This window comes from Novosphingobium sp. FG90, assembly GCF_057808725.1.
Genome location: NZ_JBMDIO010000001.1, coordinates 16,426 through 43,423, shown reverse-complemented (window position 1 = coordinate 43,423; position 26,998 = coordinate 16,426). Strand labels below are relative to the sequence as shown.

At 67.1% G+C, this 26,998-nt stretch carries 22 protein-coding genes; 8 read left to right on the top strand and 14 right to left on the bottom strand.

Annotation, left to right across the window (positions count from 1 at the left end; translation table 11 throughout):
* Nucleotides 1-8 precede the first annotated feature (8 nt).
* Entirely contained in the window at nt 9-1,328 is a 1,320-nt protein-coding gene (locus tag ACODRZ_RS00160) for a sigma-54-dependent transcriptional regulator (RefSeq protein WP_488969001.1), read from the bottom strand.
* Nucleotides 1,325-3,037 carry a sensor histidine kinase gene (locus ACODRZ_RS00155; RefSeq protein WP_488969000.1) on the bottom strand — a complete coding sequence of 571 codons (1,713 nt, stop codon included), beginning with the start codon at nt 3,035-3,037 and terminating at the stop codon, nt 1,325-1,327. The genes ACODRZ_RS00160 and ACODRZ_RS00155 overlap by 4 nt, the downstream gene beginning before the upstream one ends.
* A 240-nt stretch (nt 3,038-3,277) precedes the next feature.
* On the opposite strand from ACODRZ_RS00155, the gene ACODRZ_RS00150 reads away from it, so the two are divergent.
* Together ACODRZ_RS00150 and ACODRZ_RS00145 are read left to right on the top strand one after the other, a co-directional pair.
* Nucleotides 3,278-4,597 (top strand): dicarboxylate/amino acid:cation symporter, encoded by a 1,320-nt coding sequence (locus tag ACODRZ_RS00150; RefSeq protein ID WP_488968999.1) that lies wholly within the window; start codon nt 3,278-3,280, stop codon nt 4,595-4,597.
* Nucleotides 4,598-4,636: 39 nt separating this feature from the next.
* Complete coding sequence (locus ACODRZ_RS00145; protein ID WP_488968998.1) at nt 4,637-6,100, top strand: alginate export family protein; 1,464 nt, start codon at nt 4,637-4,639, stop codon at nt 6,098-6,100.
* 1 nt (nt 6,101) lies between these two features.
* Here the strand turns inward: ACODRZ_RS00145 and ACODRZ_RS00140 are convergent, their stop codons facing one another.
* Nucleotides 6,102-6,788 (bottom strand): transcriptional regulator, encoded by a 687-nt coding sequence (locus ACODRZ_RS00140; RefSeq protein ID WP_488968997.1) that lies wholly within the window; start codon nt 6,786-6,788, stop codon nt 6,102-6,104.
* A gap of 154 nt (nt 6,789-6,942) precedes the next feature.
* On the opposite strand from ACODRZ_RS00140, the gene ACODRZ_RS00135 reads away from it, so the two are divergent.
* The 5 genes from ACODRZ_RS00135 to ACODRZ_RS00115 are packed head-to-tail and all read left to right on the top strand — an operon-like array spanning nt 6,943 to nt 11,548.
* A complete protein-coding gene (locus ACODRZ_RS00135; protein WP_488968996.1) occupies nt 6,943-8,409 on the top strand; it encodes an aldehyde dehydrogenase family protein in 1,467 nt (488 codons plus the stop codon).
* Nucleotides 8,406-9,188, top strand: coding sequence for a carboxymuconolactone decarboxylase family protein (locus tag ACODRZ_RS00130; RefSeq protein WP_488968995.1), 783 nt, complete (start codon nt 8,406-8,408; stop codon nt 9,186-9,188). Before ACODRZ_RS00135 ends, ACODRZ_RS00130 begins: the two co-directional genes overlap by 4 nt.
* 7 nt (nt 9,189-9,195) lie before the next feature.
* On the top strand, nt 9,196-9,996 hold the full coding sequence (locus ACODRZ_RS00125; RefSeq protein ID WP_488968994.1) for an NAD(P)-dependent oxidoreductase: 801 nt from the start codon (nt 9,196-9,198) through the stop codon (nt 9,994-9,996).
* Nucleotides 9,993-10,751 (top strand): SDR family NAD(P)-dependent oxidoreductase, encoded by a 759-nt coding sequence (locus ACODRZ_RS00120; protein ID WP_488968993.1) that lies wholly within the window; start codon nt 9,993-9,995, stop codon nt 10,749-10,751. Before ACODRZ_RS00125 ends, ACODRZ_RS00120 begins: the two co-directional genes overlap by 4 nt.
* Nucleotides 10,752-10,762: 11 nt before the next feature.
* Nucleotides 10,763-11,548, top strand: a complete 786-nt coding sequence (locus ACODRZ_RS00115; RefSeq protein ID WP_488968992.1) for an SDR family oxidoreductase — start codon at nt 10,763-10,765, stop codon at nt 11,546-11,548.
* Nucleotides 11,549-11,588: 40 nt separating this feature from the next.
* Here the strand turns inward: ACODRZ_RS00115 and ACODRZ_RS00110 are convergent, their stop codons facing one another.
* The 3 genes from ACODRZ_RS00110 to ACODRZ_RS00100 form a co-directional block, all read right to left on the bottom strand.
* Entirely contained in the window at nt 11,589-11,756 is a 168-nt protein-coding gene (locus ACODRZ_RS00110; RefSeq protein WP_488968991.1) for a YbdD/YjiX family protein, read from the bottom strand.
* Nucleotides 11,757-11,758: 2 nt separating this feature from the next.
* Complete coding sequence (locus tag ACODRZ_RS00105; protein ID WP_488968990.1) at nt 11,759-13,804, bottom strand: carbon starvation CstA family protein; 2,046 nt, start codon at nt 13,802-13,804, stop codon at nt 11,759-11,761.
* 178 nt (nt 13,805-13,982) lie between these two features.
* Nucleotides 13,983-15,956: an OPT family oligopeptide transporter gene (locus ACODRZ_RS00100; RefSeq protein WP_488968989.1), complete on the bottom strand. Its 1,974-nt coding sequence runs from the start codon at nt 15,954-15,956 to the stop codon at nt 13,983-13,985.
* A gap of 145 nt (nt 15,957-16,101) precedes the next feature.
* On the opposite strand from ACODRZ_RS00100, the gene ACODRZ_RS00095 reads away from it, so the two are divergent.
* A complete protein-coding gene (locus tag ACODRZ_RS00095; RefSeq protein ID WP_488968988.1) occupies nt 16,102-16,989 on the top strand; it encodes a nucleotidyltransferase family protein in 888 nt (295 codons plus the stop codon).
* A 3-nt stretch (nt 16,990-16,992) separates the two neighbouring features.
* Here the strand turns inward: ACODRZ_RS00095 and ACODRZ_RS00090 are convergent, their stop codons facing one another.
* The 8 genes from ACODRZ_RS00090 to ACODRZ_RS00055 all read right to left on the bottom strand — a co-directional run bounded on the left by ACODRZ_RS00090 (nt 16,993) and on the right by ACODRZ_RS00055 (nt 26,961).
* Nucleotides 16,993-19,530: a TonB-dependent receptor plug domain-containing protein gene (locus ACODRZ_RS00090; protein ID WP_488968987.1), complete on the bottom strand. Its 2,538-nt coding sequence runs from the start codon at nt 19,528-19,530 to the stop codon at nt 16,993-16,995.
* A 233-nt stretch (nt 19,531-19,763) separates the two neighbouring features.
* Complete coding sequence (locus ACODRZ_RS00085) at nt 19,764-20,702, bottom strand: ABC transporter substrate-binding protein (RefSeq protein WP_488968986.1); 939 nt, start codon at nt 20,700-20,702, stop codon at nt 19,764-19,766.
* Nucleotides 20,703-20,705: 3 nt separating this feature from the next.
* Nucleotides 20,706-21,566 carry a TauD/TfdA dioxygenase family protein gene (locus ACODRZ_RS00080; protein WP_488968985.1) on the bottom strand — a complete coding sequence of 287 codons (861 nt, stop codon included), beginning with the start codon at nt 21,564-21,566 and terminating at the stop codon, nt 20,706-20,708.
* 24 nt (nt 21,567-21,590) lie between these two features.
* Nucleotides 21,591-22,925 carry an LLM class flavin-dependent oxidoreductase gene (locus tag ACODRZ_RS00075; RefSeq protein WP_488968984.1) on the bottom strand — a complete coding sequence of 445 codons (1,335 nt, stop codon included), beginning with the start codon at nt 22,923-22,925 and terminating at the stop codon, nt 21,591-21,593.
* A gap of 289 nt (nt 22,926-23,214) precedes the next feature.
* The gene (locus tag ACODRZ_RS00070; RefSeq protein ID WP_488968983.1) at nt 23,215-24,303 is read right to left on the bottom strand and encodes an LLM class flavin-dependent oxidoreductase; all 1,089 of its coding nucleotides are present in this window, start codon (nt 24,301-24,303) and stop codon (nt 23,215-23,217) included.
* A gap of 23 nt (nt 24,304-24,326) precedes the next feature.
* Nucleotides 24,327-25,553 carry a rhodanese-like domain-containing protein gene (locus ACODRZ_RS00065; RefSeq protein WP_488968982.1) on the bottom strand — a complete coding sequence of 409 codons (1,227 nt, stop codon included), beginning with the start codon at nt 25,551-25,553 and terminating at the stop codon, nt 24,327-24,329.
* Nucleotides 25,550-26,170, bottom strand: a complete 621-nt coding sequence (locus ACODRZ_RS00060) for a cysteine dioxygenase family protein (protein ID WP_488968981.1) — start codon at nt 26,168-26,170, stop codon at nt 25,550-25,552. The genes ACODRZ_RS00065 and ACODRZ_RS00060 overlap by 4 nt, the downstream gene beginning before the upstream one ends.
* Nucleotides 26,167-26,961, bottom strand: coding sequence for an ABC transporter ATP-binding protein (locus tag ACODRZ_RS00055; RefSeq protein ID WP_488968980.1), 795 nt, complete (start codon nt 26,959-26,961; stop codon nt 26,167-26,169). The genes ACODRZ_RS00060 and ACODRZ_RS00055 overlap by 4 nt, the downstream gene beginning before the upstream one ends.
* Between the last annotated feature and the right edge of the window lie 37 nt (nt 26,962-26,998).

The window sequence follows — 26,998 nt, the reverse complement described above, 5'->3', positions numbered from 1 at the left end:
AGCGACGCTCAGCGCCCGCCCTTGCGCAGTGTCGCGAGGTCGATGCCGTGCTTGTGCACCTTGTAGTAGAAGGTCTTTCGCGGGATACCCAGGCGCTTGATCGCGGCGCCGACCTCCCCCTTCGTGCCCAGCACAGCGGCAACAATGGTGTCGCGCTCGAAGGCGTCGAGACGCTGCGGGAGAGTATCGCCGGAAGGCTCGCTTGCAGCCTCAGGCACAGCGTCTTCCAGCCCGAGTACGAAACGCTCTGCGAAATGCGCCAGTTCACGCACGTTGCCGGGCCAGTCGTGGCTGGAGAGATGGTGCCGCACGGCGCCGGTCATCATCGGCAGTGGCAGTCGCAGCCGGGTCGCGGCGGCTCCGGCAAGGTGCGCGAACAGCGTGGGCACGTCTTCCTTCCGCTCACGCAAGGGAGGCATCCGCAAGCGTAGCGCCGCAAGGCGATAGAACAGGCCGGGCGTGATCTTCTCGGACAAGTCCCCCTCATCCATCCCGCCCGTGGCGATCACGCGCAAGTCCAGCGGCAGCGGCTCGCGCGCGCCGGGGCTGCGCAGCACGCGCTCCTCCACCAGCGGGGTCAAACGCGCCTGCAGCCGCCGCGAGGCGTGGTCTATGTCGTCGAGAAACAGCGTGCCGCGCGCCACCGAAGCGATGCTCGCCTCGCCCATCGGCGCGAAGAGTTCGTCCTCCAGCGCCTCCGGCAAGGCGCCACAGGAAACCGACATGAACCGCTGGCGTGACCGCTTGCCCGCGCGGTGGATGAGCCGCGCGAGCAGTTCCTTGCCGGTCCCGGTCTCACCCTCGATGAAGAGGTCGATGTCGGCATTGGCCAGGGTCGGGATCATTTCGCGCAGGCGGCGAATGGCGGGAGATTCGCCGATCAGCCCGGAAGCCGCATCGCCCCGCGCCGCGGCCCGCAAGCGCCGGTTGTCGAGCGCCAGCGCCCGCGCGGTCGCGGCACGATCGGCCGCCGCGACCAGTGCCTGCGGGTCGAAAGGCTTGGTCAGGAAGTCCCACGCCCCGGCCTTGAGCGCATCCACTGCCATCGCCACGTCGCCATGCCCGGTAACGAGAATCACCGGCAGATCGGGATCGCGTTCGTGCAGCGCCCGAAACAGTTCGGTGCCGGACATGTGCGGCATCCGCACATCGGAGACGACGATCCCCGGCCACTCCGCGTCGATGGCATCCAGCGCGGGCGGAGCCGAGGCGAAGCTTTCCACGACGAAGCCCGCAAGCGTCAGCACTTGCGCGGTGGAGATGCGCAGGTCCGCATCATCCTCGACGAGCGCGACGCGCCGTGCCTGTCCGGGTGCCTGATCATTCATGGTGCGCGCCTCAATACGATCGCGAAGCAGGCCCCCGTTTCGGAAGCCTCAAGTTGCAGGGTGCCGCCGAAGTCCTCGACGATGTCCTTGGAAATGACGAGGCCAAGCCCCAGTCCCGTTGGCCGACTGGTGGCAAAGGGCGTGAACAGCCGGTCGGCGACTTCAGGAGCGATGCCCGGGCCATTGTCGCGCAGTGTCATGCGGACGGTCTTCGCATCCGCTTCCAGAGCCAGTTCGATGCGCGCACCGGCCCGCCCTTCCAGAGCCTCAAGCGCGTTCTGCAGGATGTTGACGAGCACCTGCTCTAACCTGACATGCCCGCCGAACACCAGCAGACCGGACGAGACTTCCGGCACCACGAAAGTGACGTGCGACAGCCGCTCCTTCAGGAGCAGGCACGCGCCCTCGATAACCTCGACCAGCGGGATGGGACCACCCGCGCGGCTGCCCTTGCGGGCAAAGCCGCGCAATTCGGCAGTCACCGCGCCGATGCGTTCGGCCAGACGATCGATGGCAGAAAGGTTGTCGCGCACGGCATCCTCGGCGCCCATGTCGAGCAGTTGCCGAGAGGTCGCGGCATAATTGCGGATCGCGGCGACCGGCTGCGCAGTCTCGTGCGCGACGCTGGCGGTGACCTGACCCAGCGTGGCGAGGCGGTTGGCCTGCCGCAAACCCTCGCGCAATTGCGCCGCGTGCTCCTCGGCGGCAGCGCGGTCTTCGATCTCGCGGCGCAAGTCGATGGTGCGTTCGGCGACGGCGGCTTCGAGTTGCGCGGTATGTTCGCGACGACGGCGGCCACGCTCACGCACGAAGGCCGCCAGCGCGCAGAGCGCCAGCGTCAATAGCGCAGCGCCGAACTGCGCAGCCCGCACCACGGCGTCGACCGCTCCCTGCAAGGGAAGCGCCAGATTGACGCGCCAGCCAAGGCTGTCGGCCGTGGTCGTCGTCAGGAGATGGTCGCCGGTCTCACCCTGCAGGACGAAACGGCCGTCCTTGCGCTCACGCAAGGGCACGGGCTTGAGGTCGCCGACACCGATCAGTTCACGCTCGCGTCTGCCCTGCTCTGGCGGCAGCGGCCGAGTGGCGGAATAGCGCCACTCGCGGCGACTGGTGACGAGGATGACGCCATTACGATCGGTGACGAAGGTAACGCCATTGGCTTCCCGCCATTGCTCCTCGACGCGGTCGAATTCCATCTTCATAACCACGACGCTGTCACCCGCCGCGCGCCGCGCGAAGAACAGACCCGGCCGGTGGCTGACGGTGCCGAGCGCGAACTGCTCGCCGATCCCGCTGCGCAAAGCCGCCCGGAAATAGGGCCGGAAACTGTAGTCCTTGCCGAGAAAACTGCGCGGATCGCGCCAGTTGCTTGCAGCCAGAGTCAGGCCATCCTTGCGCACGATGTAGATGATGGGTGAGCCGAGATCGCGCGAAAGCCGCTCCAGCTTGGCATTCATCACCGCTTCCGAGCCCGGTCGGCCCGCCACGAGCGCGACAAGGTCCTGATCGTCCGCCAGCGCCAGCGGCAGCAACCGGAAGCGGGCGATCTCGCTGGCCAGCAGCGCCTGCCGCAACCGGGCATCGATGGCGGCCTGCGCGGCGAAGCGCGCGGTGGCGCCTTCCCGCACCACCAGCCCCGTCAGGAACGCCACCGCCGCAGCGCATGCCAGCGTCGCCGTGAACCACCAGAGATACCGCGATCGAACCACGCGAATCCGCCTAAGCCAAGTCGGAATGATGTGCAAGTTTCTGCACTCAACGGCATTCGTCAGGGCAAATTATTAGACAGAGGTATTAAAAATATTTCTGCATAATATTGATATTTATTGATTTTTACAAAAGTGCAATTCTTCTTTGCGCGCAATGAAACGGGCTGCAGTTTCACCCTAGGCACGAGCGTCACCCCAAGGGTGTCGTCGGCGTCCCGAGGATGACGAAGGCTTTTACCTATGCATTATGATCCGTCGCACATTCAGCCCGTCGCTGCGAAGCGCTGGTACGCCCACCTCTATGTCCAGGTTCTTGCCGCGATCACCGCAGGCGTGCTGCTTGGCCATTTCTATCCGGCGGTCGGCGAATCGCTGAAGCCGGTCGGCGACATGTTCATCAAGCTGGTGAAGATGGTGATCGCCCCGGTCATCTTCCTCACCATCGTCACCGGCATCGCCGGAATGCGCGATCTCGGCTCGGTCGGGCGCGTGGCGGCGAAGGCCTTCGCCTACTTCCTGTTCTTCTCGACGCTGGCGCTGATCGTCGGCATGACCGTCGCGAACGTCGTGCGGCCCGGTGCGGGCTTCAACATCGATCCCGCCACGCTCGATGCGGGCAAGGTCGCCCAATACGCCGAAAAGGCGCATGAGACATCGCTGCTCGGCTTCCTCAACGCGATGATCCCCGACACTCTGGTTTCCGCGCTGGCGCAGGAAAACATCCTGCAGGTGCTGGTCGTCGCGATCCTGTTCGGCTGTTCGCTCGCCGCCATCGGTGAGCGCGGCGACAAGGTCCTCTCGCTGCTCGAGGACATTTCCATCGTCGTCTTCAAGCTCGTCTCGATCGTGATGAAGCTGGCCCCGATTGGCGCGTTCGGCGCGATGGCCTTCACTATCGGCAAGTACGGTGTGGGCAGCCTTGCAAACCTCGCGCAGCTGGTGGCGACGTTCTACCTCACTTCGATCCTGTTCGTGGTCGTCGTGCTCGGCGCGGTCGCCAAGCTGTGCGGCTTCTCGATCTTCAAGCTGATCGCATACCTCAAGGCCGAGCTGCTGCTGGTGCTGGGCACCTCCTCCTCGGAAAGCGCCCTGCCCGCGCTGATCGAGAAGATGGAGCGCGCCGGCTGCCCCAAGGCCGTCGTCGGTCTCGTCGTCCCCACCGGTTACTCTTTCAACCTCGACGGCACCAACATCTACATGACGCTGGCTGCCCTGTTCATCGCGCAGGCCTGCAACGTGGACCTGACGCTGGGCCAGCAGCTGCTGCTGCTCGGCGTGGCGATGCTGTCCTCCAAGGGCGCGGCGGGCGTCACCGGCGCGGGCTTCATCACGCTGGCCGCCACGCTCTCGATCGTGCCGGACGTGCCGGTCGCGGGCATGGCGCTGATCCTGGGTGTGGACCGCTTCATGTCCGAGTGTCGCAGCCTGACCAACTTCGTCGGCAATGCGGTCGCCACCGTCGTCGTCTCGCGCTGGGAGGGCAAGCTCGATCACGCGCAGCTCGACGCGGCGCTGTCCGGCCACGCACTGCCCGAGCCAATGCTCGCTGCGGCCGAATAAAACCAAAAACCGACTACAGAGCCACAAGGGTCGCACCCCATGATTACCGTTACTTCGCGGCTTCGCGCCGCCACCCTGCCGCTCGCCCTGGCGACGGCCACCTCGCTGGCCCCGGCGGCCGCCCACGCCGAAGATGCCGCTTACCCGCAGGCCTTCAACGGCGACGGCGCAGTGACCGGCGGCTACTCGCTCTCGCGCTGGGCCGAGGACTGGACCTCCATGGCCGATCCGGCAAAGCGCGACGATCCGCTCGACCGGCTCAAGTACATCCCGCTCGACAGTGACGGCGATGTCTACCTGACCCTCTCCGGCGAGCTTCGCCTGCGCGTCAACCAGACCACCAACCCGAACCTGCGCGAGGCCGAGGCCCAGCGGCAGGACATCAACCGCATCGTCGGCGGCGCCGATCTTCACATCGGCGAGCACTTGCGGTTCTATGGCGAGGTCGCCCACGGCGGCATTTCCGGCCGGAACCTCGGTGTTCCCGCAGCGACCCTGCGCAACGATGTGGTCATCCAGCAGTCCTTCGTCGAGGCCCGGACCGACATCGGCGACGTCGATGTCGGCGTGCGCTACGGCCGACAGGAATTCGTCGACGGCCCCAACCTGCTGACCTCGCAGCGCGACAACAACACCATCCGCTACACGATGAACGGCTGGCGCTTCTACGCACGCGGATCCAAGCTGCGCATCGACGCCTTCGACTTCCGCCCCACCGCCTATGGCGACCTTGGCACCGGCGACGACGTCAATGACCCGGCACGCCGCTTCTCCGGCGCCTCGGTGGGTGTGATGCTGCCCAAGACGATCCTCGGCAACAAGGCGAACATGGCCTTCGATGCATTCCTGTGGCGACGGCACAACGATGTGGGCGCATGGGGCGGTCGCGTAGGCCCGGCGACGCGCTATTATCTGGGCGGCTGGTTGCGCGGCGACGTGGGAGCGATCAACCTCGACTGGTCGGTGAACCGCCAGTGGGGCTATTACATGGACCAGGACATCTCTGCCTGGCAGGCCTTCATCGCCCAGACCTACAAGCTGGGCAAGAGCAAGACCGCACCGCGCATCGGCGTCCATTTCGACTACGCCAGTGGCGGTGGCGGCTATGGAGACGGCAAGCTGCGCAATGCCTATGCGCCCTTCGGGAACAACATCTACTTCAGCTACCAGCTCTACCTGACGCCTTCGAACCTGCGCGCTGTCACCCCCAACTTCAGCTTCTCACCGTTTAAGGACGCGCGCATCACGGCCGAGTACGAATTCGCCTATCGCGACAACGTCAACGACGCGGTCTATCGCGCGAATGGCCAGCCCTTTGCGGGAACCCAAAACGGCACCGCCCGCAAGATTGCCGAACTCGCGCGCCTGCAGATGGTGTGGACGATAACCCCGCGCCTGTCATTCACCGGCCGATACGAGCACCTCGATGCCGGACCTGCGCTGACCGATGCCGGCTACAAGAGTTCCGATTTCCTAGCAGGCTGGATCAGCTACCGCTTTTGATTCAGTCCCGCTCCTCCAGGTAGGCGAGGACCACCGCGCGGTTCTGCCGATCGGCCTCGAACCGCGTCAGGTCCGCATCGTTAGCGAGGATCGCGGTGATGATCCTCGCTCGCCCCTCCCGCCATGCCGCACCGTCGTCATCGAAGACCTTGAGGTCCGGAGCGGTATGCGCGGTGGAGTAATGGAGCGTCACCCGGGTCAGCATCTCGAACAGCGGGCGGCGGACCATGCGGAACAGCAGCTCCTGGAATTCCATCTCGAAGCGTCCGCAATCCATCATGGTGGCGCAGGCAGGAAGTCGCTCCGCCAGTGCCGCCAGCTTGCCGCGCAGCCCCGCGTCGGTACAACGCGCTGCCGCCGTCGCCAGTTCGTTGAACAGCAGCGAGGTCATGTCGAGCGCCTCCTCGTAGGACGCCGGGTTCATGCGCATGTAGGCGTGCAGGCCCCGCTCCAGCGCTGCGGCATCAGGCCGCGCGCCGTAGTAGCCGCCGCCGGGACCGCGTCGCACTTCGAGCAGCCCTTCGTGCTCCAGCACCCGCGCGACCTGCTGCAGCGTGACGATCCCCACCTCCAGCGAGCGCGCCAGTTCATGCAGAGATCCGATCCGTTCTCCCTCAGGCACCGCGTAGATCCGCTCGCGCAGGGCCTCGGTGGTGCGGATGATCAGACTGGCCTTCTTTCCGCTCATCGCATTCCCAATAATATGCATATTATATGCAATTCACATCGATTATCGGCGCCATAACACACAATTCAAGTCAATTGACCGCCTATTTATAGGTCGATAGCCTCTCTCCCATCGAAGCGGCGCAGCAGTTGCCGCAGGAGAGGAGAGCAGTGCCATGGGCTTCCGCATGCCCGCCGTTTCCCTGCCTGAATTCGCGCATGTCATCGGCGAAAGCGCCGAAACCGCCGGCACTGGCGAGACTTTTGCCCACGTCTATCCCGCCAGCGGCGAAGTCACCCGCGAGATCAGGCTGGCAGGCGCCGACGACGTCGACCGCGCCGTCGCAGCTGCCCGCGCCGCACACCCCGCCTGGCGCGCCATGCCCGGCGACAAGCGCCGTGACCTGATGCTGCGCCTCGCCTCGGTGATCGAGGAGCGCGCGGCCGAAATGTCCCCGCTGTTGAGCGCGGAGAACGGCTCCATCCTCCTCGCCGGACCGCACATGAGCGCGGATGCGGCGCAGAAATTCCGCTACTTCGGCGGCTGGGCAGACAAGCTGGAAGGCCGCACCGTGCCGACCTGGGGCGGACCCGCGCACGACTACGTGAGCTATGAACCGTTCGGAACCATCGGCATCATCGTCCCGTGGAACGGTCCGTTCTTCGCGGCCACCATGGTAATGGCGCCGGCGCTTGCGGCCGGGAACTGCGTGGTGCTGAAGGCCCCCGAAAATGCGCCGTGGTCGATCATGAAGCTGCTCGAACTGATACGGCTTGCGGGCTTCCCGCCGGGGGTCGTCAACCTCGTCACCGGCGGCCCGGATGTCGGTGCGGCGATGGTCGAGCATCCCGGCATCGACAAGATCGAGTTCATCGGCAGCGGCACCACCGCGAAGAAAATCCTCGCCAGCGCAGCACAGTCGCTGAAACCCGTGGGGCTTGAACTGGGCGGCAAGTCGGCGGTGCTGGTTTTCGCCGACACAAATCTACAAGAAGCCGCCAAGCGAGGACTGTCCGGCGCCGTCAGCGCCAATGGACAGGGCTGCGTCAACGGCACCCGCCTGCTGGTCGAACGCGCGATCTATGAGCCTTACGTAGAGATGCTCAAGGCCATGGCGGCGCACGTGAAAGTCGGCGATCCCTTCGCCATGGACACGATCATGGGGCCGGTCATCTCCGAGACCGCGCTGGATCGCATTCACGGCATTGTCACGCGCGGGGCGGCGGAGGGCGGACGTATCGTATGCGGGGGCGAGCGCATGGCCGGCGATCACGCGGGCGGCGCGTTCTATCCGATCACCGTGCTCGCCGACGTCGGCCATGGCAGCGAGATCGCCCGCAACGAAGTGTTCGGCCCTGTCCTCGTCGTCACGCCCTTCGACAGCGAGGAGGAGGCGGTCATGCTGGCCAACGACAGCGACTACGGCCTCGGCGCCTATATCCACACCACCAACCTCACCCGCGCGCATCGCGTGGCGGGGCAGATGATGGCGGGGCAGGTGCAGGTCAACGGCTCCGGAGAGGCGATGACGCCCTGCGTGCCGTTCGGCGGCATGAAGCATTCGGGCCACGGCCGCCTCGGCGGGATCGAGGGCCTGCGCGAATTCCAGCAGGTGCGCAACGTGTGGATCAACCTGCAATGAGCCTGCTCGATCCGCAGACGCGCAGCGCCGCCGGGCTTGCCGCCCAGACCGAAGCCACGGGACACGACGCCCCCGCCCCGACGACGTTGCTGGAGGAATCCTGGCGCGACTTCGTCTTCGCCGAAGTCTGGACGCGGCCCGGCCTGCCGCGCCGCGCGCGCTTCCTCGTCGCCATGGCCTCCGCCGCGACATGCGGGCTGGCGGACGGGCAGATCGAGGACTTCGTGCGCGGCGCGCTCACCACCGGCGCGCTGACCTTTGCCGAACTGCGCGAAGCGGCGCTGCACCTTGCGGTCTATGCGGGGTGGGGCAACGGCGGCAAGCTCGACCGCGCCGTCACGCAGGCAGCCGAGGCGCTCGGCCTGCCGCCCGCCGAAGTCCCGCCGATCCGCAGCGCTCCCTGGAACGCGCAGGAGCGTAACGACCAGGGCCACGCGGAATTCGCCAAGGTCATGACCTTTCCGCCCGGCCCGCCCAATTCGCCCTATCTGGTCGGTATCAACAACTTCGTCTTCGGCGAGATGTGGTGCCGTCGCGGGCTAGACGAGCCTTCGCGCCGCTGGATCACCCTTGTCGGCGTGTGCGAATCCGGCGCCGACATCCCGATCCGCAGCCACATCCACGCCGCCATGGCGAGCGGCAACTGCCAGCCGCAGGAAATGCTGGAGTTCGTGCTCCAGTACGGCACGCACGCGGGCTGGCCCAAGGCCTCGCGCATCAACGGCGTGGTGATCGAGATGATCGGCAAGGTGGAGAAAGGGCTCCCCTGGCATGGCTGAGATGGGCATGGCTGAGGTAGGTTTCATCGGCCTCGGCTCACAAGGCGCGCCGATCGCGGCGCGGATGATGGCAGGCAATGCGCTGACCGTCTGGGCGCGGCGCGCGGAGGCTCTGGCGCCCTTCGTCGAAAAGGGCGCGAAGGCGGCGGCCTCGGTGGCGGAACTCGGGGCGGCCTGCGATCATGTCGGCGTCTGCGTGGTCAACGATGCGGGCGTGATGGAAGTCTGCGACCGGCTGCTGCCCACCATGCGCCCCGGAACGCTGCTGGCGATCCATTCGACGATCCTCCCGCAGACCTGCGAGGCGCTTGCCGCGAAGGCAGCGGAGCGCGGCGTGTTGCTGCTCGATGCCCCGGTCAGCGGCGGCAGCCCGGCAGCCGAGGCCGGTACGCTCACCGTCATGTGCGGCGGCAGCGAGGAAGCCTTCGCCAAGGCGCTCCCCGTATTGCAGACCTTCGGCGCCAAAATCGTGCTGCTCGGCCCGCCCGGCGCCGGACAGCGGGCCAAGATCGTCAACAACGCCTTGCTCGCCGCCAACATGGGCCTCGCCCATGCCGCGCTGGAGATCGCCGAAGGCATCGGTGTGGACCGCGCCGCACTGGCCGACCTCATCAATCATTCGAGCGGACGCAGCTTCGGCTTCGAGGTCTATGCCCGCCTGCCCTCCCCGCCCGCCTTCGCGCACGGCGCGGGCCTGTTGTTCAAGGACGTCAACCTGCTCGGCACGATCGCGCAGCCCGGCAACGCCCTCGCCGCCGCCGCAATGCCCTTCCTCCACGCCACCGGCGTGACCACGGAGAAACCATGATCTTCGAGAACCTCAATCTCACCGGCAAGGTCGCGCTGGTCACCGGCGCCGCATCGGGCCTCGGCCGCGCCACGGCGCTGAAGCTGGCTGCGGAAGGCGCGCAGCTGTGGCTGGTAGACCTCGACGCCGCCGGGCTTGCCGAAACGGTCGGGCTGCTCGGCTCGGCCGAGGTGCGCAGCGAAGCCGCCGACCTTTCCGACCCGGCCGCCTGCCAGAACGCCATCGCCGGGGCTGTCGCGGCTTTCGGGCGGCTCGATGCGCTCTGCAACGTCGCCGGGCTGATCTATCTCGCCAACACGCCCGAGATGCCGCGCGAACGCTATGAGCGCACCATCGACGTCAACCTCAACGCGCCGTTCTTCCTGTCGCAGGCGGCGATCCCGCACTTGCTGGAAACCCATGGCGCGATCGTCAACGTGGCGTCCTGCGCCTCCTACATCGGCGAGGCCTATGCCGCCGCCTATTGCGCGAGCAAGTGGGGCCTCGTTGGCATGACCAAAGCGCTGGCGATGGAATTCCAGAAGAAGCCCATCCGCATCAACGCCGTCGCGCCGGGCGGCATGATGACGAACATCGCGGCGAACTACGTTCCCCCGGAAGGCTGCGACATCGACCTGCTCAAGCGCTTCTCCGGAATGCGCGGACTGGTCGAGGTGCAGGACGTGGCGGACATGATCGTCCTCCTCGCTTCGGACGCCGGGCGCGGCTTCCATGGCGCGTGCCTCTCGATCGACGCTGGCATCACTGCAGGCTGAAGGACCAGACGATGACATTTTCCCTCGATCAATTCCGCCTCGACGGCAAGGTGGCGGTGGTCACCGGCGCGGGCGGGCGCGGCAATTCCATCGGGCGCGCCTATGCGCTCGGGCTGGCCGAAGCGGGCGCGGCGGTGGTCGTGGCCGACCTCAACGGTGCAGGCGCTCAGGCCGTCGCCGAGGAAATCATCGCGAGCGGCGGCAAGGCCCTCGGCGTGCAGGTGGACGTGGCGGACGAAGCCTCGACGCTGGCGATGGGCGCGGGGGCGACCGCGACCTTCGGGGGCGTCGACATCCTCATCAACAACGCCGCGCTGATGGTGGACGTCAGCTACGACAATTGCGAAACCGTCAGTCTGGAGGCGTGGAACCGGGCCTTCGCGGTGAACCTCAACGGTGCATTGCTCTGTGCCCGGGCGGTGATCCCCTCGATGCGGGCACGTGGTGGCGGGCGGATCGTCAACCAGACCAGCGGCGGGGCGTTCCCGGCGACGGGGCTCTACGGCATCTCCAAGCTGGCGCTGGTGGGGCTGACGACGACGCTGGCGAAGCAGCTGGGCAAGGACGGCATCACCTGCAACGCCATCGCGCCGGGCAACGTCAAGTCGGACGCGGGCAAACTGCTGGTGCCCGACGATTCCCCGTTCATCCAGTTCCTCGACATGACCTGCGCGCTGCGCTCGCGCGGTGAGCCGGACGAACTGGTCGGCACCGCACTGCTGCTGTGCTCGGAAGCCGGGCGGTGGATCACCGGGCAGACGATTCACGTCGATGGAGGCTGGGTGCTCAGGCCGTGAACACCCCCCGTCATTGCTTCGCTCGCAATGACGAACCTGGCTAGCAGCACTTGCCCCCGCCCGCGCCGCCGAAGCGTGCCTGCTCGCGGTTGCGGAAGAACTCCACGCGGGTCATCGGCGTGGCGTCAGGATGGGCGCGCGCCATGTGGGCGAGGTAGACCTCATACGGCGGCTGCCCGACCATGAGCCGCAGCATCTGGCGCAACATTCTCATTCGGCCGGGACCAACTGCACGGGGCTCTCGTTGACGGTCGGGCGGTCTTCACGCAGCGCCGCCATGCAGGTGCGCACGGTGAAGAACAGCAGCGAGATCACCACCGCGAGGAAGATCACGCAGAGCCCGGCATCGACGCGGTCGTTGAAGACGATGGCCTGCATCTGCTCCATCGACTTGGCCGGGGCGAGCACCGTGCCAGCCTCTACAGCCGCGCCGAACTTCGCCGCGTGGGCGAGGAAACCGACTGCCGGATCACTGGAGAGCAGCTTGAGCGAACCGGCGCTAAGCGTGCAGATGAGCAGCCACACAGTCGGGATCACCGTCACCCACGCATAGCGCTGCTGCTTCATGCGGAACAGCACCGTCGTCGCCAGCATCAGCGCCACGGCGGCGAGCATCTGGTTGGAGATACCGAACACCGGCCACAACGTGTTCACCCCGCCGAGCGGATCGGTGACGCCCTGATAGAGGAAGAACCCCCAGCTCAGCACGCACAGCGCCGTCGCCACCACGCCCGGCACCCACGAGGTGCCCGCGCGGAACGAGGGCACCGCAAGGCCGATCAGGTCCTGCAGCATGAAGCGCCCGGCGCGCGTGCCCGCATCCACGGCGGTGAGAATGAACAGCGCCTCGAACAGGATCGCGAAGTGATACCAGAACGCCTTCATCGCGGTGCCGCCTGCGACGTGGCTGAAGATTTCGGCCATCGCCACCGCCAGCGTCGGCGCGCCGCCGGTGCGTGAGACGATGGTGTGCTCGCCCACGTCGCGCGCGGTCTGGACCAGCAGGTCGGCGCTCACCGGGAAGCCCATCGCGGTCACCGCATGGGCGGCGCTGGCGGGATCGGTGCCCAGCACGGCGGCGGGGCTGTTCATCGCGAAGTAGATGCCCGGATCGAGGATCGAGGCGCCGACGAGCGCCATGATCGCCACGAAGGCCTCCATCAGCATCGCGCCGTAGCCGATGAACGGCGCGTCCGTCTCGGTGCCGATCAGCTTGGGCGTGGTGCCGCTGGCGATCAGTGCGTGGAAGCCGGAAACGGCACCGCAGGCGATGGTAATGAACAGGAACGGGAACAGCGCGCCCGACCAGGCGGGGCCACCTCCGCCGACGAACTGGGTCAGCGCGGGCATCCGAAGCGGCGGCGCCATCACGACGATGCCGACGGCCAGCGCGGTGATCGCGCCGATCTTGAGGAAGGTGGAGAGGTAATCGCGCGGCGCCAGCAGCAGCCACACCGGCAGCAGCGAGGCCAGCGCGCCGTAACCGATCAGGATCCAGCACAGCGTCTGCGGAGTGAAGGTGAACAGTGGTCCCCAGAACGCGGAAGCGGCGATGTTCTGGCCAAAAACGATCGCCGCGATGAGACCGACGAAGCCCAGCACCGACACCTCGCCGATGCGCCCCGGCCTCATCCAGCGGGTATAGACGCCCATCGCCAGCGCCAGCGGGATCGTCGCCGCGACGGTGAACATGCCCCAGGGGCTCTCGGCCAGCGCGCGCACCACGATCAGCGCCAGCACCGCCAGGATGATCACCATGATGAGGAACGCGCCTGCAAGGGCGATCGTGCCCGCGACCGCGCCCATCTCCATGCGCACCAGTTCGCCCAGCGACTTGCCGTCGCGCCGCATGGAGATGAACAGGACCATGAAGTCCTGCACCGCGCCTGCCAGCACGACGCCGAAGATGATCCAGAGTGTGCCCGGCAGATAGCCCATCTGCGCCGCCAGCACCGGCCCCACCAGCGGGCCTGCGCCTGCGATCGCGGCGAAGTGATGACCGAACAGCACGCGCCGGTCGGTGGCGACGTAGTCCAGCCCGTCGGCGCGATAGATCGCAGGCGTCGCGCGGTTCGGGTCGAGCCGCATCACATGCCGTGCGATATAGAGAGCGTAATAGCGATAGGCCACGAGGAAGCAGCTCACCGCCGCAACGACGATCCACAGCGCGTTGACCGCCTCTCCGCGCGACACCGCCAGCACGGCAAGACAGACCGCGCCGACGGTCGCGAGGATGATCCAGGGGATATGCTTCAAGTCTGCCTCTCCGTTCGGCCGCTGGCGGCTTGGACCGATGGGGCTTCGACAAGCTCAGCCTGAGCGGGATTGAGAGCAGGGCTTCAAATCCCGCTCAGGCTGAGCTTGTCGCAGCCCCCTGCGCCATAGCGCATAGCTAAAGACACCCAGCGGTCCCGGGTCAAGCCCGGGACGACGATCACCCCACCAGCTTGCGCGTGCGCCCATAGAGGAACGCCACCAGTGCGAAGAACAGCGCGGTGCCGCCTATCAGTGCCGGTATCTCGAAGCCGTCGCCGACGAGCGCCAGCGGCGCATCGCTGCCCGATGCGGCGACGATGCCTGCAAAGGCAACGCCCCACAGACTCTCGCCCACGATCATGCCGGTGGCGGTCAGCACGCCCATGCGCAGCGCGAATTCGGGATCGGCGCGCTTCTCCGCCCAGCCGTCGTAGACCTTGCCGATGACCGATCCGATCACGACCGGCAGGATCGCGCTCATCGGCAGATAGATGCCGATGCCCACCGCGAGCGGCGGCAGACGCAGGAGTCCGGCCTTGCCGAGCACTTCGTCGAGCACGATGAAGGCCACGCCCGCAGCGGCGCCCCAGCCGATCATCGTCCAGTTGAGGTTGCCGCCCAGCACGCCCTTGGCCAGCGCCGAGATCAGCGCCGCCTGCGGCGCGGGCAAGGCATTCGCCCCCGCGCCCGGCATCCCGGCGAACCCGAACGCGGTGTTGAGCAGGTCCAGCACCGGCGGGATCACGAGCGATCCGAACACCACGCCGATCACCAGCGCGACCTGCTGCTTCCACGGCGTCGCGCCGACGAGCTGGCCGGTCTTGAGGTCCTGCAGGTTGTCGTTGGAGATCGTCGCCACGCCGAAGACGATGCCTGTGACGATCAGCGCATAGGCGACCAGCGCCGACGACGTCTCTGCGCCGGAATCGCGCCCGAACAATCCGACCAGCATCAGCGATGCAGCAACGACGGAGAGTATACCGATGCCCGACACCGGCGAATTCGACGCACCGATGAGGCCCGCCATGTAGCCGCACACCGCCGCGATCAGCAGACCGAAGACAACCACGAAGACGACCGCGCCTGCGATCAGCACAAGTTCGCTCCCGGCCAACGGGCCAGCGGCGATGACGCTCCACAACAGCACCGCGATCGGCACCATCATCGCCAGCGCACCGAGCGCGACGGCGCTGATGGGAAGGTCTTGCTCCTCGATCGCGAGCGCCTCACCGGCATGGCGCGCACGGCTCGCGGCCATGGCCGAGCGCACGCCGCCGATCACCGGGCCGGCGATCCGCAGCAAGGTCCAAACCGCCGCCACGCCGATCACGCCCGCGCCGAAGAAGCGCACATCGCGCGAGAAGATCGCCCCCGCCCATGCACCGACGTCGCCTGCCATGGGGCTCTGCGCGGTCAGGATCGGCAGCAGCACCCACCAGCCGATGACGAGGCCGAGGAACATCGCCATGCCGACCGACAGCCCGACGAGGTGCCCCACGCCCAGCAGTGCGAACGACAGGCCGCCGGAAATCCCCGTCGCGCCCGAGCCGGTGCGGAACCACACCGCAGCCTCGCCGACGATCAGCCGCGTCTGCGTCAGGACCGCGAAACCCGCCGAGGCAAGCGCGTTCCACAGCAGCACGGTGAGGCCCTTGGCGCTTTCCTCCGCGCCTTCACGCGATCCCGAACCCACGCGCAGCACTTCGGCGGCGGCATGGCCTTCGGGATAGGGCAGCGGCGTATCGACCACCAGCGCACGGCGCAGCGGGACCGAGAACAACACGCCGAGGATACCGCCGGTGCCGGTGATCGCGGCGGTCGTCCAGTAGGGGAAGCCCTGCCACCAGCCGATCATGACGAGGCCCGGCAGCACGAAAATGATCGCCGCCAGAGTGCCCGCCGCGCTAGCGACCGTCTGGACTATGTTGTTCTCCCAGATCGTCGAGTCCTTGAACCCGCGCAGGATCGCCATCGAGATCACCGCCGCCGGGATCGAGGTCGCGAACGTCAGGCCGACCTTCAGGCCGAGGTAGACGTTCGCCGCCGTGAACAGCAGCGTGATCGCCCCGCCCAGCAGGATGCCGCGCAGCGTCAGCTCCTTCGCCGAGGTGCGCCCTTCCGCCTGCTGCATCCCCACCGTCTCTTTCGACATCGCGTTCCTGTAAGTCTGTCCTTGCAAGCCATGCCTCTTGGCACGGCGGGCGTATGGAAGACAGAGTAAATCACGCCCGATGGATCCATCATAAAGCTGTCGGGTTTCACCAGTACGTCACATCGCTCCTCGATAACGGCCGGCCATGGATACTCTGACGCACGCCGCGTCCTCCGCATATGTGGCAGGGCAGAAATACGCTGGACCGCCGGTGCGCATGATCGTGCTCGCCGGTCGCCACCCACGCGAGACGGACGCACTGGCCCAGCGTTTCGGCATGAGCCACAAGTGTCTCGTGCCTCTGGCCGGTCGCCCGCTGGTCGCCCATGTCCTGCAGACCGCCGCGATCCATCCCGCTGTCGAGAGCCTGGCCATATCCGTCGAGCGCGAGGCGTTCGAGGGCCTGTTCGACGTGCTGTCCCAGCTTCCCGGCCGCGGCATCGCCAAGCTGGTCGAGGCGCGGGAGAACCTCGTCGATAGCGTGCTCGCCGCCGCACACGGATGGGACGGCCCGCTGCTGGTGACGACGGCTGACCATGCGCTGCTGACGCCCGCGTCGATCGACGCGATGATCGCCGCGCTCGACACTTCCGACGCCGCTTTCGCGATGGCGCCGCGTGACGCGGTGCTCACCGCCCACCCGCAGCATGTGCACCCCTTCCTCGATTTTGCGGACGGCGCATATGCCAGCTGCAACCTCTACGCCGCCGCCGATCCGGAGGCCCTGCGCGCCGTCGAAGTGTTTCGCGGCGGCGGGCGTTTCGCGGGCAATGCGCTCGGCGTGCTGCGGGCGTTCGGCTTCGTCAACCTCGTCATGCTGCGCCTTCGGGCCAACAGCCTGATCGACGCCACCGAGCGCGTATCGCGCCGCATCGGGCAGCGCCTGAAGCCGGTGGTCATGCTTGACGGCTCGCAGGCGCTCGACGTCGATGACGATCACACGCATGCCGCCGCCGAGGCCCTGCTCGCGCTGCGCGGCGAGCCGGTTCGCACCCCTTCGAGTGCGAACCGGCTGCAAGGCGCACGCCTCTAACCGTCAGAACTTCAGGCCGATCCGCGCGTACCAGAACCCGCCGTTGAGGCCAAAGGGCGCGAAGCCGCCGTATTGGCCCGAGCCGTCCCAGGCGATCGCGCCGTTCTTGTCGGGGCGCACGTTGAACAGGTTGTTCGCACCCACCGCAAGGTCCAGCGCCTGGGTGAACTGATAGCCGATCTCGGCATCGGTGACCCACTTCGCACCGAACGTGCGGTCCGATGCGGCGACATTGCTGGACTCGGTGTACTGTCCGAAGCGGGTCGCGCGCAGCAGCGCCCTGACCGGGCCGGAGGACCAGTTGCTAGTCAGCACCACCTTGCTGCGCGGCAGCGCCACGACGAGGTCGCGCTGTGCCTGCCGCCCGAACAGCGTGACGTTGAGGCTGCTCAGTTCAGCCGGATTGTCGATGACGTGCAGGATCTTGGTGCGGTTGTAGCTGTAGGCGGCACTCAGGCGGAACGTGCCGAGCGCGGCCGTGTCCAGCGTATACTCGCCGACCACGTCGATGCCGCGCGTGCGCGTGTCGATCGCGTTGGTGAAGAACTGCGCGCTGTCGACGTCGTCCACGCCGTTCGCCTCGAGAATCGCCTTCACCGCCGAGCCGCCGTTGGAGGCCGTGCCGAGGAACTCGGTCTTCACGATCCGATCGTCGATGCGGATCTGGTAGGCGTCCACCGTCAGGCGCAGCGGGCCGTTCTCGTAAGTCAGACCGGCGGTGAAGTTCAGCGACTTCTCCGGCTTGAGCGGCTTGGCACCCAGCGCCTGTGCCGCGACGGAGTTGACCGGAAGGAACTTGGAGGTGGTCGAGACACGCTCATCGCCGATGACGGTGACGGTGTTCTGCGTCGTCGAAAACCCGGTCTGCGCCAGCGACGGCGCGCGGAAGCCGGTGTTGACGCCGCCGCGCACCGCCAGCCCCGGCGCCAGTTCGATGCGGGTGCTGGCCTTGGCGCTGAAGGTGTTCCCGGCGCTGTCCGAATAGTGCTCGAACCGCCCGGCGAGACCCACGAACCAGCCCGGCGTCACGTCAGTCGCAAGATCGAGATAGGCGGCGAGATTGTTGCGCGAAAGGCTCGTCGCGTCGGCGGGCGAGGTTCCGGTAAACGAGACGAGGCCCGGCGACGGCGAGCGGCCCGCATAGAGGTCTCCGAACGCGGAGCCATCGTCGGGGATCACGTAGCCGCCGTCGCGGTAGCTGTCGGGCTCGCCCGCGACGTTCTGGAAGCGCTCCCAGCGGTGCTCGACGCCGAAGGCGACGTTGAGCGGCTTGGCGAAACCGACCTCGAACTCGCGGCTGACGTCGATGTTGTTGACCCACAGGTCCTGCTTCTGGCGGCCCATGAAGAAGTCGGCCTTGCTGTCCGGCCCGAGCGAGGGGTTGAGCGTGTTCTCCGCCCCCAGCTTCACCGCATCACGGCCGTAGCTGGTGGACAGGTCGACCGCCCAGCCCGCCAGCTGCGTGCGCAGGCCGAGAGCCGCCTGCCAGTCCCACTCCCAGATGCGCCGATAGGCCTGGAAGCCCGCTGGATAGAGGTCCGGCAGCACTGACGAGCCCTGCGCATTCGCCTGCCCGCCGTAGCCCGTCGGCGACGCCACGTATGCGCCGCGCGCGTCCTTGATGTTGCGATAGCTCAGCGTCGAGAACGAGTAGAGCGTCGTGTCGTCGCCCAGCGGCAGTTCCGCATTGTAGCTGGTGTTGACGATCTTGTCCCGGTTCGAGCGGCCATAGCCGCCCGCGATGACGTGATCCGCATCAGCCTCGCGCGGGTCGGGCTGGCCATCCACGAGCGGGTAGACGTAGGGGATCGCCTCGGCGACGGACTTGGCCCGGTCGTGGTATTTGGCCTCCACCGCGATACGGACGAAACCGCCATCGCCGATCCCGGCGCCGTAGGAACCCGCGACCTGATAGAGATCGCCGCCGCCCTCGTACTGCTGCCCGCCGGTGATCGAAAGGTCGCCGCCCTGCTTCGTATCGTCGAGGATGATGTTGATCACGCCCGAAATCGCGTCCGAACCGTACTGGGCGGCAGCACCGTCACGAAGCACCTCGATATGGCCGACGGCGCTGGTCGGGATCAGGTCGATATCCACCGGCGTTGAGCCGCCCGAAACGCGCGAGAGGTTGTTGATCAGCGACGTGGTGTGCCGCCGCTTGCCATTGACGAGGACGAGGACGTAGTCGCCCGAAAGCCCCCGGATCGCGATCGGACGCACACTGGCGGACGTGCCGCCTCCGCCGAGCGCCGGCATCGTCAGCGAAGGGATGATGTTGCCGAGGATTTCCTTGAGGCCGGTGCGGCCGGTGGACTTCAACTCGGCCGGGCCGATCACGTCCACAGGAACGGGGCTGTCGGCTACCGAGCGCTGGCTATGCCCACGCGCGCCGGTGACGATGATGGCCGCGCCCTCTGCATCGGCGGCGGCGTCTGCCGTCGCCACAGGGTTAGCCACCGAGGGCGCCTCGTCAGCATGCGCCACGCCGAAGGGAACGAAGGAAACGCTGGCGGCAAGCGCGGCGGACTTGAGAATTTTCACCGGAAATGGCCCTGAACTTGTGATCTGTCCGGAGCGTCATGACATGTCTACTTATTTAGTAGAAATTGCGATCTCTTATTCGTTCTCAAGTTTTTCTTGATGCAGGATAGGCCGTTTTCGGAGGTCGTCGAAGCCATCCGCCGTTCGTCATTGCGAGCGTAGCGAAGCAATCCAGTGCGGCTCAAGACTGCCCTGCATTGCTTCGCTACGCTCGCAATGACGGACCTTGGAGCCTACCCCACCGGTGCGAAGGCAGCCGCCAGCGAGCGATCGCCCTTGACCTCGCCGAACTGGCGGAAGGTATCGAGCACCACCTGCTGTTTGTCGATTACACCCTGATCGATCGGCACCGGCCACCGGGCGCCCCGTCCGGCGAATTCCTTCGCGATCGGCAGCGGCAGACCTGTCTCGGCCGCAAGGACTTTGGCGAACTCGTCGATGTGCGTGCTGGCCCACTGCAGCGCCTTGCCCTCGCGCTTGAGGAAGTCGTCGAGCAGCGGGCGCTTGGCCTTGATCGCGCTTTCGGGGGCGATGTCGAAGCCGTAGCCTTGCGAGAAGCCGCGCCCGTCGATGGCGATGCGGTTGCCCTCGGCCAGCGCCGCCGCGACGTAGGGCTGCCAGGTAGACCAGCCGTCCACCGCGCCGGTCTGCAGCGCGGCGCGCGCGTCGCTGGGGGAGAGGAAGGTGACCGTCACGTCCTTCGCGCCAAGGCCCGCCGCCGCCATCGCCCGCAGCACCAGATAGTGCCCTACACTGCCGCGCCCGGTGGCGATGCGCTTGCCCTTGAGGTCTTTCGGACCGTGGATGGTCGAGGCCTTGGGCACGATCAGCGCCAGCGCGCCCTCGGTGCGTTCCTGCGTGGTCTGCGCGCCGATCGCCTTGATCGGACTGCCCGCCTGATAGGCGAACTGGAACGGCGCATCGCCCACCAGCCCCACGTCCACCGCTCCGCTGCCGAGCGCTTCGAGCAGGTTCTGCGCGGCGGGAAATTCCGACCACTCGACCTTGTACGGCGCCCCGTCGAGCGCGCCGGAGGCCAGCATCAGCGCCTTGGTGCCGCCCTTCTGGCTGCCCACGCGCAGCAGGCCGGTGTCGGAAGCCCCGCCCCGGCCGCATGCGGCCAAAGCGAGGCTAGTGGTCAGTGCTGCAAGCAGGTTACGTCTGTCGAGCATCAATCAGAGATCCGTCCACAAGGGTTCGTCGGCAATCAGGATACGGTGCAGTTCGCGCGGGAAATCGCCGTAATTGCGCACCGCGAAGTGCACGCTGGCGCGGTTGTCCCAGAACGCCACGGTGCCGGGCCGCCACGAGAAGCGCGCCTGCACGTCGGGCCGCTTGTACTGGCGCAGCACTTCCTCCAGCAGTTCGCGGCTCTCGGACAGTTCCACGCCCAGAATCTGCGGCTGCTGCGAGAAATTGACCCACAGGATCTTCTGCCCCGTCTCGCGGTGCGTGCGCACGATCTTGTGCGCCACGATGGGGTATTCGTGGCCTGAGAGTTCCAGCGCGGGCACGAAGTTGTGCGTCACATGCTTGCCTTCGAGGCGCTGCTTCAGCTCCTCGGGCAGCGTTTCATAGGCAAGCGCGGCGTCCACCCAGATCGTGTCGCCGCCCACTTCGGGCAGGTTCACGTCGCGCAGCACGGCGCCCCAGGTCGGCACCAGCCGCCAGCTGGTGTCCGAGTGATAGGCCTCGCCCGGCTTGACCTTGTAGCCGAGCTTCTTCTCGTACTCGCGGTCATGCTTCGCGGCGATCGCGTGGACTTCCTTGTTCGCCGCGTCGTGTCGGGTGGTGGGGTGCGTGTAGAGCGGGCCGAAGTTCGCCGCGAAGGCCGCCTGCTGCGCGTCGTCGATGGACTGGTCGCGGAAGAACACGACCTTCCATTTCAACACCGCAGCACGGATCGCCGCGCGCAGATCGTCTGTCAGCGGCTTGGAAAGATCGACGCCCTCGATCTCGGCGCCGATCGTCGGCTGCACGGGACGGATGACGAGGCCCGCGTTGGCGGTATCGAACGTGGAAGCGGAAGTAGCCATTGTCGTATCTCCTCTCTTCTCGTTTCAGGCGGCCGAGCGGGTCAGGCGCGCGGCGGTATTGCGGTTCACGGGCACGTCGAGGCCCAGATTCTCGCGGAAGGTTTTCCCTGCGTAGTCCTGCTTGTAGATCCCGCGCTGCTGCAGGATCGGCACAACCTGATCGACGAAGACCTCCAACTGGCCGGGCAGCGATTCGAACAGGTTGAAGCCGTCCGAGCCCCGCTTCTCCAGCCACAGCTGGAAGCGAGCGGCGAGCTGTTCGGGCGTACCCACGAAGCCGCCCTTGGGCGTCGCCACCCGAAGCGCGATCTGGCCGAGCGTCAGGCCCTGCGCCGCAGCGGCGAGCACCTTTTCCGATGCGCTCTGGTTGCTCTTGAAACCTTCCTCGGCGACATGCGCAGGGAAGGCGCCATCGGGATCGTACTGGCTGAAGTTGTGGTCGTTGAACGAGCGGCCAAGCGCCCGCAGCGCGTTTTCCAGACTGACAAGGCCCGCCAGTTCGCCGTGCAGGCGCTCGGCCTCCTCCTCGGTCGAGCCGACCACCGGCCGCGCGCCGGGCAGGATGAACAGCTTCTCCGGATCGCGCCCGAAACCGCGCGCCCGCGCCTTGAGGTCCGCGTAGAACGCCTGACCCTCGACCAGATCCTCCTGATGGGTGAAGATCGCCTCGGCATGGCGCGCGGCGAACGTGCGGCCGTCCTCGGACGAGCCCGCCTGGAAGATCACCGGCTGCCCCTGCGGCGAGCGCGAGATGTTGAGCGGCCCCTTCACCGACAGGAACTCGCCCTTGTGACCCAGTTCGTGCAGCTTGTCGGCGTCGAGGAACTGGCCGCTGGCCTTGTCGCGCACCAGCGCGTCGTCTTCCCAGCTGTCCCACAGGCCCTTGACGACGTCGAGGTATTCGTCGGCAAGGCGGTAGCGCTCGGCATGGCCGAGGTGTTCGGCCTTGCCGTAATTGTCCGCGCTGCCCGCCAGCCATGAGGTGACGACGTTCCACCCCGCACGCCCGCCGCTCAGGTGATCGAGCGAGGCGAACTGGCGGGCAAGGTTGAACGGCTCGTTGTAGCTGACGGTGGAAGTGGCGACGAGGCCGATCCGCTCCGTCAGCGCCGCGACGGCGGAAAGGATCGTCAGCGGCTCGAAGCGGTTGAGGTAATGCGGCGAGGAGCGCGCGTTGATCGATACGCTGTCCGCCACGAACAGATAGTCGAACTTGCCGCGCTCCGCCGCCTGCGCCTGCCGCACATAGAACGGCAGGCTGGTGCTGGCGTCCACTTGCGCGTCGGGATGGCGCCAGTCGTCCCAGCCGGGGCCGACGCCGTGCAGGATGAGGCCGAGCTTGAGCTGTCTGTCTGCCATGTCAATTCCTCCTATGTCGTGAGGTCAGGCTATGCGGCGGAAGGCGGGCGGACCAACGCGATTGGCTGATGTGAAAGTGAGTTGTGCCAATGGGTTCGGGGGGCTCGTTTCGCCCAATACTCATCGTCACCCTGAACTTGTTTCAGGGTCCATTTCGCCGCCCAGCCCGGTGCTGTGACGCAGCCAACCGAGGGGGCGAATGGCGAACCGACCCTCCGGCCCCGGCTGCCCGATGGACCCTGAAACAAGTTCAGGGTGACGGGGTGCGGGACGGGAGGTAGGTTGCCGATCACCCCGCCAGCGCGACCTCGCGCTGATCCCGCTCGGCCACCTTCTCGCGCACCAGCGGGATCAGTTCGCGGCCGTAGTCGATCGCATCGGCCAGCGGCTCGAAGCCGCGGATCAGGAAGTGGTCGATGCCGATGTCGTAGTATTCCAGCAGCGCATCGGCGACCTGCTCGGGCGTGCCGACGAGGCCAGTGGAATTGCCCGCAGCGCCGGTCAGCGCCGCAACGCCGGTCCACAGGCGCGAGTCACGGCGCCCCGAAGCGGCCGTTTCCAGCAGGCGTAGCGATCCGGCATTGGGCGGACGGTGGCCCGAAATGGGCAGACCCGCCGCCTCGCGGTTGGCGCGGACCTGCTCGACGATGGCGTCGGCCTTCTTCCAGGCGGCTTCCTCGGTATCGGCGATCACCGGGCGCAGCGAGAGCGAGAACCCCGGCGAGCGGTTATGCTGCGCGGCGGCGTGGCGCACGGTGCGCACCGCCTCGCCGACCTGCTCCAGCGTCTCGCCCCAGAGCGCGTAGACGTCGGCATGACGCCCCGCGACTTCGATCGCCTCGGGCGAGGAGCCACCGAAGAACACCGGCAGGTTGTCCGGCTTGATCGCCGCGAAGGCGCCGCGCGCCTGATAGAAGCGGCCCGAATGGTCGAACGGCTGCGCCGAATTCCATTCGCGCTGCAGGATATCGAGGTATTCGTCGGTGCGGGCGTAGCGTTCGGCCTTGGTGGTGCCGACATCGCCGTCGCGCGCCATTTCCTCATCGGCGCCGCCGGTAATGATGTGCACCGCAACGCGCCCGCCTGAAAGCTGGTCGAGCGTCGCCAGCTGGCGCGCCGCCAGCGTCGGCTGGGTGAACCCCGGGCGGTGCGCGACAAGGAAGCCCAGCTTGCTGGTGATCGCCGCCGCGTGCGCCGCGACGATCTGGCTCTCGGGCGAGGCCGAACCGAACGGGATCAGCACGCGGTCGAAGCCGCCCCGCTCCTGCTCGATTGCGGCGGCGTCCACGTACTCACGGTCGAGCACGCGCGAGCGGGTGGCGTTGTGGATTTCCGAGGTGTCGTTGAAGCCGATGTAGCCGATGAACTTGACGGTCATTGCGGTGAACTCCGGTTATGATTTCAGATGACGAAGAAGCCGTGGGTGCCATCGCGCTGAAGCTGCGCGACAAGGCCGTATTCCCAGTCGAGGTAGGCCTGCATGGCGGCGCGGGGATTGTCGGTGCCCTCGTAAGGGCGTTTGTAGCGGCCCTCGGGCCCGCGCGGTGGCGGCGCGCCGTCGGGGCCGGTTTCGAGCGGGCCGGTGAAGTCGGCTTCCAGCACCAGCACTTCCCAGCCCAGCTGCGCGAGCCACGACGCGGTCATATCCGCGCGCGGGCCGAGGTCGTCGGCAACGACGATGCGCGCGCCGCGCACGGGGGCGAAGTGGTCGGTCTCCTGCACGAGCTGGCCGCCGGGGGCATTGCGGAACCCCGGCAGATGCCCGGCCGCGTAGACGTCCGGCTGGCGCACATCGAAGCGGTAGAGGGTGCGGTGCGTCTCGGCCTCGATCGCGGCAAGCTGCGCGACGTCGATCCGGCGCACTCCGGCGCGATAGGCGACTTCGCGGGCACGAGTGCGCGCCTCGTCGACGTCGCCGCCGACTTCGACACTCTCCTGCCGCCCGTGCTCCAGCTGCTGCCCTGCGAGGGTCCAGCCGATGGTCCCGTTGCGCAGCGCGAAGACGCGGTTGGGCAGGCCCGCATTGATGAGCGACTGCGCACCGATCAGGCTGCGGGTGCGGCCCGCGCAGTTGACGATGATCGCGGTGTCCGGATCGGGCGCGGCGACAGGCGCGCGCAGCACCAGTTCGGCGCCCGGCACGCTGCGGCCGCCGGGGATGCTCATCGTCGCGTATTCGTCGAAACGGCGCGCGTCGAGGATGGCGATGTCGGCCTTCTCGTCGATCAGCGCCTGCACGTCCTCGGCCGGGAGCGAAGGCGTGCCGCGCCGGTGCTCGACGAGTTCGCCGAAGGCCTTGGAGTAGGAATTGACGTCCTCGAACAGCTCGTAGCCCGCCTCACGCCAGCTCTGCAGGCCGCCGTCCAGAAGATCGACGCGGGTGAACCCCAATCCGCGCAGTTCCTCGACGGCAAAGGGGGCAAGCCCTTCGCCGTCATCGTAGACGACGACCTGCACGTCCTTGCGCGGCAGGCGCCACTCGGCCTCGGCGGCGATGCGCGCCAGCGGGATCTGCGCGGCGAACAGCGGGTGGCCACTGGCGAAGGGATGCTCGTCGCGCACGTCGATCAGCGCGATTTCGCTGCGCGCCAGAAGCGCGCTGCGGACCTGATGGGGAGTGACGGTCATGCTTTCCTCGAAAGATCCCAGAGATTGGGAAGCGTGGTGTTGGCGTAGCCGGAGATGAACGGGCGCTCCTCGCCGCTGGCGCGGTAGGTAGCGCGCTCGACCGCGCCGATGTTGGCGCCGTAGACATGGATCGAGATCGATGTGCGGTCGGCGTGGCCGTTCTCGACGCGGTGGATATCCCCCTCGCGCGGGTCGATCGCCTCGACTTCGCCGGGGTGGAGCGTGCGGGTCGCGCCGTGCTGCACCAGCGCACCGTCATGGTCGCGGTGGAGGAAGCTTTGGACCCTTTCGGTGCCGCCCAGTACCCCTACGAGGCCCCATACGCGATGGTCGTGGATCGGCGTCGCCTGCCCCGGCCCCCAGACGAAGGAGACCACGCTGAAACGCTCGGCGCTGTCGCAATGGAGGAGGTACTGCTGGTAACGTTCCGGGTGAGGCCGGGCGTATTCCTCAGGCAGCCAACCATCCTGCTCGACCAGATCTGCCAGCAAATCCGCGCCATCGCTCAGAATCCGGTCAAGATCGTCCGTATCGTCAAGCAACCCGGCGAAGTCCGTGACGAACCGGCGCAGCGGCGACAAATCCGTGGCGATCGCTATCGGGGCAAAGGCGTTCACGGGCGCGCTCCGGCATGCAGCGCGACGATTTCCCCGGCAGGCCGTTCCTCGACCAGACCGCCCAAGGCATCGAGCAGGCGCTTGCGCAACGGCGCCGCCACGGCAGCCCGTTCGGGACCGCGTGGCGCGCTAATCCGCTCCTGCGCAACGATTTTTCCGCCGTCGAGCAGCACGATGCGATCGGCCAGCGCAATGGCTTCGTCCACATCATGTGTCACCATGAGCACCGCCGGACGATGACGACGCCACAGCGAAAGCACCAGTTCGTGCATCCTGAGGCGCGTCAGGGCGTCGAGCGCTGCGAAAGGCTCGTCAAGCAGCAGCAGTTGCGGCTCGCGCACCAGCGCACGGGCGAGCGCCACGCGCTGCGCCTCGCCGCCCGAAAGCGTCAGCGGCCAGGCTTCGAGACGGTGGCCGAGGCCCACTTCCTGCAGCGCCTCTTCCGCCAGTTGGCGCGCATTACCGCGCTTCAGCCCGAGGGCGACGTTGCGCCACACCTTCTTCCACGGCAGCAGTCGCGCGTCCTGGAACACGACGGCACGCGAGCCGGGGATGGTCACGTCCTGCCCCTCGACGGGATCGAGGCCCGCCAGCGTGCGCAGCAGGGTCGTCTTGCCCGAGCCGGAGCGGCCGAGAAGGATGACGAACTCGCCCGCCGCGATCTGCAGGTTCAGCCCCGAAATGATGGTGTTGTCGCCGAAGCGGCGGGTGAAGTCGCGCAGGCTGACGACCGGATCGGGGGTCGCGACGGTTGCTGCGGGCAGCGTAAAGTGGTTCAGGCGAGCATCCACGGCAGGGTCCTTTCGGGGAGCAAGTTCACGATGCGAA